Origin of the sequence: Calothrix sp. FACHB-168, from assembly GCF_963889195.1 — a bacterium.
Classification (GTDB): Bacteria; Cyanobacteriota; Cyanobacteriia; order Cyanobacteriales; family Nostocaceae; genus Aulosira; species Aulosira anomala_A.
On the sequence record NZ_CAWPNJ010000018.1, the window covers coordinates 151,196 to 162,870 of the forward strand.

General features: G+C 42.2%; 10 protein-coding genes. 6 read left to right on the forward strand and 4 right to left on the reverse strand.

Going from position 1 to position 11,675, the window contains the following annotated elements; translation table 11 throughout:
- Positions 1–62 precede the first annotated feature (62 nt).
- Positions 63–329 carry a hypothetical protein gene (locus AACW45_RS10730; protein ID WP_190632980.1) on the reverse strand — a complete coding sequence of 89 codons (267 nt, stop codon included), beginning with the start codon at positions 327–329 and terminating at the stop codon, positions 63–65.
- A gap of 175 nt (positions 330–504) precedes the next feature.
- Positions 505–1,194 (reverse strand): response regulator transcription factor, encoded by a 690-nt coding sequence (locus AACW45_RS10735; protein WP_190632965.1) that lies wholly within the window; start codon positions 1,192–1,194, stop codon positions 505–507.
- A gap of 644 nt (positions 1,195–1,838) precedes the next feature.
- Here AACW45_RS10735 and AACW45_RS10740 point away from each other — a divergent pair.
- The 6 genes from AACW45_RS10740 (at position 1,839) to AACW45_RS10765 (ending at position 8,201) form a co-directional block, all read left to right on the forward strand.
- The gene (locus AACW45_RS10740; protein ID WP_190632966.1) at positions 1,839–2,171 is read left to right on the forward strand and encodes a CpeR family transcriptional regulator; all 333 of its coding nucleotides are present in this window, start codon (positions 1,839–1,841) and stop codon (positions 2,169–2,171) included.
- A gap of 263 nt (positions 2,172–2,434) precedes the next feature.
- On the forward strand, positions 2,435–3,190 hold the full coding sequence (locus AACW45_RS10745) for a phycobilisome rod-core linker polypeptide (protein WP_190632967.1): 756 nt from the start codon (positions 2,435–2,437) through the stop codon (positions 3,188–3,190).
- Between the two features lie 459 nt (positions 3,191–3,649).
- Positions 3,650–6,295 (forward strand): sensor histidine kinase, encoded by a 2,646-nt coding sequence (locus tag AACW45_RS10750; protein ID WP_190632968.1) that lies wholly within the window; start codon positions 3,650–3,652, stop codon positions 6,293–6,295.
- Positions 6,296–6,644: 349 nt separating this feature from the next.
- Positions 6,645–6,770, forward strand: a complete 126-nt coding sequence (locus AACW45_RS10755; RefSeq protein WP_277880374.1) for a hypothetical protein — start codon at positions 6,645–6,647, stop codon at positions 6,768–6,770.
- Positions 6,771–7,030: 260 nt separating this feature from the next.
- Positions 7,031–7,312, forward strand: coding sequence for a phycobilisome linker polypeptide (locus AACW45_RS10760; protein WP_190632978.1), 282 nt, complete (start codon positions 7,031–7,033; stop codon positions 7,310–7,312).
- A gap of 133 nt (positions 7,313–7,445) precedes the next feature.
- Positions 7,446–8,201 carry a phycobilisome rod-core linker polypeptide gene (locus tag AACW45_RS10765; RefSeq protein WP_190632969.1) on the forward strand — a complete coding sequence of 252 codons (756 nt, stop codon included), beginning with the start codon at positions 7,446–7,448 and terminating at the stop codon, positions 8,199–8,201.
- A gap of 113 nt (positions 8,202–8,314) precedes the next feature.
- On the opposite strand, the gene AACW45_RS10770 is transcribed toward AACW45_RS10765, so the two are convergent.
- Both AACW45_RS10770 and pabB read right to left on the reverse strand, forming a co-directional pair.
- Positions 8,315–8,734: a helix-turn-helix domain-containing protein gene (locus AACW45_RS10770; RefSeq protein WP_096645559.1), complete on the reverse strand. Its 420-nt coding sequence runs from the start codon at positions 8,732–8,734 to the stop codon at positions 8,315–8,317.
- Positions 8,735–9,045: 311 nt separating this feature from the next.
- A complete protein-coding gene (gene pabB, locus AACW45_RS10775) occupies positions 9,046–11,121 on the reverse strand; it encodes an aminodeoxychorismate synthase component I (protein ID WP_190632970.1) in 2,076 nt (691 codons plus the stop codon).
- Positions 11,122–11,675: the final 554 nt, after the last annotated feature.

Genomic DNA, 11,675 nt, shown 5'->3' on the forward strand with positions numbered 1-11,675 from the left:
ACTGCGACAGCAGGAGCGATGAGATGAATTTTTGGGTGGCGACGAACTGACCCCTAAGCAATTCAAGCCGAAGGTTTGACAGGACAAGGGGTCGGTGAGGAGTCACCATGATCCCTTGTTTTTCTGGTAGAATTATTTTGGCTAACTTCGCCCGTATTGGTGTCTGATAAGCCTCTGCCCAGTGGCACTGCGATCATTGGTAAGCGACTCCGTTGCACAGCATAAAAGTAAGTAGGCACATCTTGATTAATACGAATTGCCTGAGGGTTTGTCCGATAGTGCGAACAAGCCAGCATCTCATCCAGGACAGTAAAATTCGTAGGGTACAAGGTAAGTCTTCGGCTTCGCTCAGACTTACACCGAGCGAAGCCGAGGTGTAAGAAATTGCATAGTCTGCGGAGGGGCTTCTCGTGGACTTAAAACAAAGCTCAGTTAATGTCCGCGGGATACCGGGAGTCGCTGAGAAGCCTACACTGTATTGCTTGCAATCAGTGTAGGAGTATGTCACACACCTGAGTAATTTTGTTGATTGAGGCGATAACCCATGCTGTGAATTGTCTCAATCAAGTCTTCATTTGCTCCAGCTGCTTTAAGCTTTTGACGCAAACCCCGAATGTGAACTTTAACTACATGTTCTTCTGGTGGTGATTCTAACGCCCAGACATGCTCAATCATCACACGGCGACTGAGAACGCGGCGACCATTGCGTAAAAGCAATTCTAAGATTCCGTATTCTTTAGGTGTTAGATGAATCGGGGTTTGTCCGTAGCTAACTTCATAGGTGCTGGGATTCAGACGCAATTCGCCCCATTCCAGGATTGGTGGTGATGTTACACATCCGCGACGCAGTAAGGCGCGAATCCGTGCAAACAGCTTTTGTAAATCGACTGGTTTGACTATATAGTCATCTGCTCCCATATCCAGCCCATTAATTTCATCGTTGATGGTGTCACAGGCTGTCAGTATGAGGATCGGCCAATTATAACCATGCGATCGCAATCGCTGGCAAAGACTCATACCATCCAATTCTGGTAACATCACATCCAGCAACAGCAAATCATAATCTAAGGTTTTCGCTTGATACCACCCGGCTTCTCCATCATGGACAACATCAACCACATATAGCTGATCGGTTAGAGCTTCTGCCAAGGTTTCTGCAAGGCGCACATCATCTTCAACCAGGAGAATCCTCATAAAAAATTGCAATTACGTTTGACTATTCTGCGTCTTTAGACCTGAGATCCCCTCCATAATTTTACTGCGCTTCGTGAGTCAATGGTTAGAGACGCGATGAACCCTTGTCTGTACAATTGTCATTGTCTTGCTTGTCCCTTGGCCTTTTTTTCATACATCAAATAGGATTTTTACGTTTAGCATATTTCGTGACTAATTTTCTCAAATAAATATCACAGAATATTAATATTTATGGATTTTAGTGATTCTTTCCGATTTCTTTACCGTTTTCTTACCAGTTTCCTTACTAGCGGTATGTGATTATTTAGCAGAAGCCTGGAGGAAATAGTAATACAAATTATTTGAAAGAGGAAAAAATCTCAACTCACAATTCCTAATGAAATCTTACTTACTTACTTACTTAATTTTTAGTTTTGCATTGGTATAACCTATGCAATTGTCTTTGTCATACCAATTGCCAAAATGATGATGCGAGATTGTTTCAGACAGTCTGAGTACAGACAGTCATAAATTCAACATCTCAAGTCTAAAATTTTCTGTTGAAAATTTCTCATTTCAGAAAACTCGATCTGAGATGATTCGCCAGATTCAAAATTTCCCAATCAACGAAAATCCAAAATCCAAAATCCAAAATTCAAAATGGTATGAGTCTCGCGATCGCTTCCGTTGGAATACTACCATCCACTGCTGAAAAAAAGTTACAAAACTGGATTCGTAGCCGCCATGTCATTTGTGCTGGAAATTTTTTTATCTTTGAAACTGTAGATTATACAGCGCTAGAAAGATTTAGTAAATGTATTGCGGCTTTAGGGGGAACAGTAATTTCTGTAGACTCAATTGGTAAATTTTGGATCGGCGATCATCGTCAAGTAATTCTCTATCGAGTCAAAGCCAGTTTGCACACTCCTCATCATGACTTAAAAGAATACTGGATGAAATGCGGAAGTTTTCGGACGAGATTTACTCAACCAATATGAGTTGATAGCAATTTGTAATTCGTCATTCGTCATTCGTCATTCGTAATTAGGTAAATTAGATGCAGGCAAATTGATTAATTGATATCTGTTACCTAATCTGGGCTAATTGGTATTAGCAATTTCAGATTAATAGTCTTGAATTGGTAAGAATAACCAGGGGAATTACTGAGTTTTAGTAACACTATCTTCAGACTTTTCGCTTCATCGAAAATCCTAAATCTCAAATCTAAACAAATCTAAAATTGTTTAACTGGAGCATCATTATGTCAATTCCTCTGTTAGAGTATGCACCATTTTCGCAAAATCAGCGAGTACAGGGATTTGAAATTCCTGGTGATGAACAACCCAGGATTTACACTACGGATAATCTTTTAGGAAATTCCGAAATGGATCAGTTGATAATGGCATCTTACCGCCAGGTGTATAACGAGCAACAGATGCTAGATAGCCATCGTCAACGATTTTTAGAGTCGCAGTTACGAGCTGGTCAAATTACTGTTAGAGACTTTATTCGCGGATTGGTAATTTCTGATTCCTTTAGAAGACTCACTTTTGATAGTAACAATAACTATCGGTTTGCAGAGATTTGCATTCAGAGGCTTTTAGGTAGGAATGTCTATAGCGATCGCGAAAAAATAGCTTGGTCAATTGTCATTGCTACCAAGGGATTACAAGGCTTTATCGATGAATTAATGAGTACGGAAGAATACCTAGCTAACTTTGGCTATGATACCGTTCCTTATCAACGTCGCCGCACTTTACCGCAGCACAGTCAAGGGGAATTACCCTTCGCCCGCATGGCGCGTTATGGTGTAGAGTATCGCAATAAACTTCCCGTACCTTTTTATCCCAATCGTCCGCTTCCCACTGGACTTTTTGACCAATTTGAGCAGTTTACTTTCTATAAGTTCGTCAACCGCGCTAACTGGAATAGTACCTTCGTTAGCCTTGCTTTAGCCATAGTATTCATTATCCTGCTGCTGATGCTTGCTGAGGTTAACCACCAAGTTTGGGGTTAGGTGTGAGGGGCTTGGGGCTTGGGGCTAGGGAGAGATTTTCTCGCGATTGACTACATTCTAGAGGGCATGGCACTGCCATAGGTGTCAACTTAAGCTAAAAATAGCCTCTGTCTTAGCTTTGTAGCCCGCCTTTCGACTTCGCTCAAGGCTCATAGCCCAAGTAGGGGCGGGTTAAGCAAGATAGTCGTAAATTATTGGAGCATATCTGTGAACCCGCCCCTACTGAAGTAGACTCAAGATTTTGAAGATATTTTAGTCATCTTAAGATGACTTTTACTATTAGCAAGGAACTTCAGTTCCTTGCGGTAACTGGGTTTCGCGTTAAATTAACACCTATGACGCGAAGCGCAATAAAAATCGCTTCATACCTACTTACCTTCTGCCCTCTGCCTTCTGCCCTCTGCCTTTATTCCCCCATTTCCCTGATAATAAAAGCATCTACTGGAATTTTGCGCCCTAATGCTCTTTTTAAAACAATTTGATGTCACTCATATTACCAAAATCCTCAGCTTTTATGGCTTTGGTATAGGGCTGACTATCTTATTGTGTTTAGGTATCTACCTGTTGCACCGACAAATTGTCCAGCGTCAACGGGTAGAAATTTTATTGCGACAACAAAGCGATCGCGAACGGTTGGTAACTCAAATTGCCCAGCAAATCAGGCAATCTCTAGATATTGATGAGGTTTTAGCGACAACTGTCTCAGAAGTACAGCGTTTTCTCCAAGCCGATCGCGTTCTCATCTATCGTTTATGGAATGATGGCACGGGTAGCGCGATTCATGAAACAGCTTTAGCGCCTTACCCTAGAGTTTTAGGGCATGTATTTCCGGAAGAAGTGTTTCCCCAAGAATATCATCAAGCCTATTCTCTAGGGAAAACTCTGACTATTGCTAACGTTGAGCAAGCGGAAATTCCCCCTTGTTTGCTGGAGTTTGTTCAGCAGTTTGGGGTAAAGGCAAAATTGGTAGTGCCAATTATCCAAGAAAATCGGGAAAATTTGGATTCTGTGCCCTATCTTTGGGGTTTATTAATTGCCCATCAATGCAGTCAACCCCGTCAATGGGAAGCTTGGGAAGTGGAATTGATGACGCAATTAGCAACGCAAGTGGCGATCGCAATTCAACAATCAGAACTGTACAATCAACTCCAGCAACTCAACGCCCAACTAGAACAGCGAGTACAACAACGTACCGCCGAATTAGCGATCGCCAATAGTTCTTTACGGGCAGAAATTGCCGAACGTCAGCGCACAGAAATTGCTTTGCGTCACACCAATGACACCTTACAAGCCTTGATTAAAGCTTCTCCTCGTGCCATTGTGATGTTGGATAGGCAAGGCAAAGTCAAGATTTGGAACCCAGCCGCCGAAAAAATGTTTGGCTGGACTGAAACTGAGGTACTTAATCGCCCCAATCCCATCAGTTTAGAAGATTATCCCACCCTACAACAAAATGTTTTACAAGGTAAAACCTATTCCCAGTTAGAATTTCGCCAGCAGAAAAAAGATGGTACTCCCATTGATATCGTGTTTTCGGTTGCGCCTCTACTGGATACTGACGAACAGATTAACGGTATCGTCGCCGTCATAGCTGATATTACCGAACAAAAACGCCAAGCCGAGCAAGTCCGGTTACTGCAATCTGTGGTGTTAAATACCAACGATGCGATTTTGATTACCGAAGCCGACACAATTAACGAACCGGGGCCGAGGATTCTTTACGTCAATGAAGCTTTTACCCGCATCACTGGTTATCAACCTGAGGAAGTATTAGGTAAAACGCCGCGTATTTTGCAGGGAGCAAAAACAGATCGCCAAGAATTGCAAAAAATTCGCGCTTCCCTGGCTAGGTGGGAACCTGTCACCGTTGAGGTGATTAATTATCGCAAGGATGGCACGGAATTTTGGAATGAATTTAGCATTGTGCCTGTAGCTAATCATCAAGGCTGGTATACCCATTGGATTGCAGTGCAGCGAGATACTACCAGCCGCAAACAGGTAGAACAGGCGCTACGACAGAGTGAAGAACGTTGGCGATCGCTAATTGAAAATGCTCTGGATATCATTATGATTCTCGATCCAGATGGTACGATTAGCTACGTTAGCCCCTCAGTGCAAAAAATCTTAGGTTATGCCGTTGGCGATTTGCTGGGTAACAATGTCATGGCATTGGTGCATCCTGATGATATCGCGATGATTGGCGATCGCCTGACAAATACCATCCCCACCCCCGAACTCACCCGCCCCATTGAGTTCCGCTACCGCCATCAAGATAACTCTTGGCGGATCTTAGAAGCCATTAGTCAACCCTTTGTGGATAGTGTCGCCACTTTGCGAATCATAGTCAACGCCCGCGATATCACCGAAAGAAAGCGACTCGATGAAATTCGCCTAGCGCTAGAAAGAGAAAAAGAACTCAGCGCGTTAAAAACCCGCTTCTTCTCAATGGCTTCCCATGAATTTCGTACCCCTCTCAGCATCGCCTTAGCTGCGGCGCAAGTTCTGGAAAACTGTCGCGATGAATGGGAGACTTCCGCCAAAAGACTGCGAAATCTGCACCGGATTCAAGACTCTGTGAAACACATGGTGCAGCTACTCGATGATATTTTGACTATCAATCGCGCTGAAACTGGCAAGCTGGCATTTAATCCCCAAGCTTTAGATTTAGAACTATATTGCCGTGATTTTCTCGACCAAATGCGCGAAAGTGTCGGTAGTCAGCACAATCTCCGCTTTAGCTGTCAAGGAAAATCCGCTCTTGTTTGCATGGATGAGAAATTATTGCGCTCCATGCTGTCTAATTTACTTTCTAATGCCATTAAATATTCTCCCACAGGCGGGGTAGTACATCTAAGTTTAGAGTTTCAGTCAGATCGGCTGATATTAGCAGTACAGGATCGGGGAATTGGCATGTCACCAGAGGATCAAAAGCAATTATTTGAACCCTTTCATCGCGGTAAAAATGTACGCACTATTCCCGGTACAGGATTAGGACTAGTTGTCGTAAAAAAATGTGTAGATTTACACCAAGGTACAATTCACATCGCCAGTGAGGTAGGAATGGGTACTACCTGCTTAGTAACAATACCATTGCTTAGGGACTAGGGGCATTGGGCATTGGGCATTGGGCATTGGAAACAATTTTGAATTTTGGATTTGCGATAGCGCAGCGTAAAGCCTTCTCTTCTCCCAAGGGGAGACGCTACGCGAACGAGAGGCTTGTCTGCGACACGCTTCGCGAACGCCAACGGCATAGCTACTCTACCCTTCGGGAACGACTTCGTCGAACGAGAACGCCTTCGGCGAACGCTTAGAGCGAGTCCGCGAGCGTCTTTTGGATTGGGTTTGAATCTAAAATCTAAAATCTAAAATCTAAAATCTAAAATTCCTTGTCCTCCTTCCCTTATCCCCATCTTTCAAGAAAACTAATCACGCTTTCCATGCCCAATGCCCCATGCCCCATGCCCATTTTCTATCTCAGTTAATTCCCACACACGCAAAACTGACACATTTGCTAGTTGCAATTTTTACTATCTTGGATAGAATGTTTACGAGTGATTTTAATGACAAAATTTCTTGACTTTGCAGTCAGATACTGAATTTTTCCATACATCACTTGTAATTGCATCAGAGATAGATTTGCTCTGTCTGTGCTAATGCCCGTCTAGATTGCATAACTACTAATCAGGGCTGTTAACAGTCAACAGTCAACAGTCAACAGTCCTCACAATCAATTGTGCAACTTAAAAGCAGATCTGATTGTATTTGTCTTGCTTTTAACCTTTGACTTTGCTGCAACTACCATTCCGCAAAACTTACCCAGGGGAGATAATAGAACTAATGTTTGGTCAAACTCAACTTAGTACTGGTAAATTGTCTGCATCTGCCAGTCGGCTATTTCGTTACGAAGTTGTTGGCTTACGGCAATCCTCAGAAACTGAAAATTATAAATTTGGCATTCGTAATAGTGGGAGCGTATTTATTACTGTGCCCTACAGTCGGATGAATACAGAAATGCAACGTATTAGTCGTTTAGGCGGCAAAATTGTCAATATTGAGCCATTGACTTTCGGCATTTACGATCCTTCTGTCATCCCATACCGTGGTGGTAGTAGGCGTTAAGGTTTCTGCGTTGCTGAACTCATCAATTAAGTTATGTAATTTTTATTAAACTAAATCGAATAATGTCCCCCTTGTCCTTTATGATTATGAGAAATTTGTAAGATTTCATAAAGGAAAGGGAGATTTTGTATTCGTGGCAATTCCTCTTTTAGAATATTCCCCTATTTCTCAAAACCAACGGGTAAAAGGTTTTGAAGTTCCTGGTGATGAACAACCCCGGATTTTCTCAACCGAGAACCTCCTCTCTGCAACAGACTTAGACATTCTCATTGAAGCTGCTTATCGTCAGATTTTCTTCCATGCTTTTGCAGCAGATCGCGAGCGGTTTCTAGAGTCTCAGCTACGCAATGGTCAAATTACAGTCCGTGACTTTATTCGCGGCTTGCTGTTATCTAACACCTACAAGCGTAGTTTCTACAACCTCAACAGCAACTACCGTTTTGTTGAACAGACTGTACAACGGGTTCTCGGTCGTGATGTTTACGACAATCGGGAAAAAATTGCTTGGTCAATTGTTGTAGCTACAAAGGGTATTCAAGGTTTTGTTGACGCTCTGCTCAACACTGATGAATATCTCTCAGCTTTTGGCTATGACACCGTACCTTACCAACGTCGTCGGGTATTACCCGGTAGAAAAGAAGGTGAAATACCTTTCAACATCAAGTCTCCTCGCTACGATGCTTACTATCGTGGTAAATTAGGTTTCCCACAAGTTATTTGGCAAACCAGCGTTCGCCGCTTTACCCCACCCGAAAGGAAGCCTACAGCAGGTAACCCAGAGCTGTTCCTGGCAATGGCTCAGAGCATTAACCCAGTAGGTAACCCACCACAACGTCTCTCAGTACAAAATATTGATATCGAAAAATCAGTTCCCTATCGTCGTAAATAAGACGAATTAGAACGATTTAAGAAATTAGTAAAGCGTATGTCGCACCTGGATTAAGATACGGCATACGCTATCTGTGAAGATTTACAAAGAGGATAAAAGGCGATCGCATTTAATTAAGCACATTCATCATTTTCCGCCTGAAAACCCAGTTCTAGTAAAGCTTTGCGTAATTTCGCCTTAGAAGGACGAACTTTCGGCACAGCTAACCCCAATTCTCGTGCAGTTTCAAATAAATCCCGCATCAAAATATCCAGGGAAATATCATTTGCTTCTTCTGGAAGTTTTTCAATTCTCGCTTCGTAGGCTAAAGTATACAATTCCAAGTGATGTTTCCCCATAACTCTCGCCAGCTTTCTCAAGGTTTCCGGCGTCGGACAGGTTCCCTTAAAGCAAGCACCCCGCAGTCGAGGTTGAGGAACACCAGACAAATCCGCCAGACGATTCATACTGATACCTTGTTCTTCTAAATATTGAAGAATGTATCGTCCGAGCGGTGAGCAATCTTCAGCTTTTATTTGCAACCTTGCTGGCATTGTTCGCAATGAGGAAAATCAGAATATTTACAATATAGCGGACTGCTAGATCCAACCTAAACCAAGTTAGAAATTACTTGACCTTTCCATACATAACTTATCGCATTTAGTACCAAAGGTTAACATAACTTTGTACAAAATCTGTAGGTCATTTGTCATTTGTCATTTGTCATACAAATCCGCATTGTGATACGTAATTAAGATTTTGGTAGGGGCGGGGTTTCCCCGCCCTTGTGTGGGTTTCAATCTAAAATTAATGAACAAATTGCCCCATGCCCAATGTCCAATGCCCCATGCCCCATGCCCCATGCCTAATGCCCCATCGCCTGAATTAAAGCTTGTGCTTTCAACATAGTTTCTTGAAACTCCATTTGCGGATCGGAAAGGGCGACAATTCCGCCACCGATACCAATAGAAGTTTGCTGGGGGGTGAAAACAGCTGTCCTGATGACAATATTTAAGTCAGCTGCACCATTTAAGCCCAAAAAACCGATCGCACCAGAATAAACCCCCCGCGCTTGTTTTTCTAAGCGATCGATAATTTGCATGGTGCGGATTTTCGGTGCGCCAGTCATGGAACCGCCAGGGAAGGAAGCGCGAATACAATCGACAGCATGTAAATGAGATTGCAACTTCCCGCGAATTGTCGTCACTAACTGATGTACAGTGGCGTAGGTTTCTACATCCATTAATTTGGGTACGTGAACAGTACCGACTTCACAAACTCGCCCTAAATCATTGCGTAATAAATCGACAATCATCAAATTTTCCGCCCTGTCTTTTTCGCTGTGACGTAGCTGTTCGCGTAATAAAAAATCAGCTTCGGGGGTTTCTCCGCGCGGTAGGGTTCCCTTAATTGGCTTGGTTTCCACCCAACCTTGACAATCAATCCGCAGAAATCTTTCTGGAGATGAACAAGCGATCGCTAAATCGCCAAAGCGCAAAAATGCGGAATAAGGCGCAGGGTTGATTTTACGTAACTTACGATAGAAATTCAACGGGTCGGGAGTCGCTTCAGTCTGTAATTGATTTGTTAAACAAACTTGATAGGTTTCCCCTTCGTGAATTTCTCCCAAGCAATGATAAATATCTTGAATGTAAGTTGCGCGATCGCGATGTAAGCGAAATTCAAGAGGCTGTTGATTATTCTGGGGTACAATCTCAGGCAGAGGCGCAAGATTTTCTAATTTTTGTTGAATATCATCAAACCAAGTTTCTGGCTGTTGGGTTTGTCCTTTTTTGACTAATTGCAGCAAATAAACACACTTTTGTTGGTGATCGATCGCAATTAGGCGATCGGCAAGTAGGAAAATAGCATCAGGTAATGGTGAAGTATGTACTAATTGCGATCCACATTCTGCCTTCAACTCATAACCAAAATAACCAACAAATCCACAGTTAAAATCAAACGGTAATTCCGCAGATTGACATCGCCGTTCATCAATTTCTCGCTGGAGATAATCAAATATACTTTCCTGGCGACGGGTAAGAGTATTTGATTGAGTAATAATTAACTCTTGGGTTTGGGTATGATAGCGCACCAATAAACTATTTACACCGCTACCATCACCCATAAACGAAAATCGAGCCAGACCAGATTCTACCAAGCTACTATCTAACCAAAAAGCATTAGCTGAATCTTGAAAAAGCTGTACAAATATTTGTTCTGTATCGGGAAATATATCTAACTTGCGCGTATACAATTCAAAATTTGGTGATGGTTTTGGCTGTGATTCATCGCTAAAATTACTCACAGATCCATATCCTGACCAATAATATTTTTTTGTACTTATCGATGATTTAGGCGTAAATTTTCGCGTAATTTCCCGAAAATTTCTCAGCAATATTTGACCATATTCTGTACAGATAGATTCTGGATGAAATTGCACGCCCCAAAAAGGTAAATCTCGATGACGCAATCCCATAATTAATCCGTCTGCTGTCCAAGCAATTTTGGCTAAACAATCTGGTAGTTCATCAGCTACTAATAACGAGTGATATCTAACCACAGAAAAATCATCGGGAATTCCTTGAAATAATGCGTCATGATTATGATAAATCTTGCTAATTCTGCCATGTCTAACTTCTGGCGCATGAATCACCTTACCACCGTAAAGATAACCCAATCCTTGATGACCAAGACATACTCCTAATAAAGGTACATCAACATTTTCAATTATTTGCCGACAAACCCCAAAATCTGCTGCTTTTTCTGGACGACCAGGCCCCGGAGAAATTACTACATTATCAAATGCAATTTCTTTTAATTGCTCCCAGGAAACTTTATCATTATAAATTACTAAAGGTAATTCGCCATTCACCTCAGCAATCATCTGGTAAAGATTGAAAGTGTAAGAATCATAATTATCAATAATTAATGTACGCATAAAATTGGCATGACTTATATATAAAAATAACTTTACCAATCTGAGAGGATTAGCAGATAGCAAACCCCGATTTTATAAGGTATCAAGTAAAAATTAAGTAGTGCGAGCATCTTGCTCGCGCGGGCAAGACTTCGGCGTGAGCGCTCAGTCGAACGCTGCCCGCACTAAAAATATTAAATTGTTCAACTTATTTTTACACGACTCCTAAGCTTGTTTTTGCCACTGAGCAAAAACTTAGGGAACATCCCAATATTGCTATACGAATAAAGCCTGCAAAGGCAGGCTTCGTATTTATAGCCCCACCCTTCTAGGGTGAGGGCGTTTTTTAACGTAGCAAAACCAGATATTTGAGGTGTCGCTTAACAATCTAGCACGGGCTTACCTATATATATTTCCGCCCAAGCTAGTCCCTCATGGGAAAAGCCCACAACCAAACATGAAAATTTCTCTTAACTGGAGTTTAGACTAAATGGAAGCAAACAGAAAATAACAGCAACAGATTTACTGAACTAAAAAAATACACCATAAACGGGTAGGGGAAGCGCCCCAAAAAA

Coding starts and splice junctions, on each gene's coding strand:
- AACW45_RS10750 (WP_190632968.1), top strand. CDS start 3,650: ATGCTCTTTTTAAAACAATTTGATGTCACTCATATTACCAAAATCCTC.
- pabB (WP_190632970.1), bottom strand. CDS start 11,121: ATGCGTACATTAATTATTGATAATTATGATTCTTACACTTTCAATCTT.
- AACW45_RS10745 (WP_190632967.1), top strand. CDS start 2,435: ATGTCAATTCCTCTGTTAGAGTATGCACCATTTTCGCAAAATCAGCGA.
- AACW45_RS10755 (WP_277880374.1), top strand. CDS start 6,645: ATGCCCCATGCCCATTTTCTATCTCAGTTAATTCCCACACACGCAAAA.
- AACW45_RS10740 (WP_190632966.1), top strand. CDS start 1,839: ATGAGTCTCGCGATCGCTTCCGTTGGAATACTACCATCCACTGCTGAA.
- AACW45_RS10760 (WP_190632978.1), top strand. CDS start 7,031: ATGTTTGGTCAAACTCAACTTAGTACTGGTAAATTGTCTGCATCTGCC.
- AACW45_RS10770 (WP_096645559.1), bottom strand. CDS start 8,734: ATGCCAGCAAGGTTGCAAATAAAAGCTGAAGATTGCTCACCGCTCGGA.
- AACW45_RS10735 (WP_190632965.1), bottom strand. CDS start 1,194: ATGAGGATTCTCCTGGTTGAAGATGATGTGCGCCTTGCAGAAACCTTG.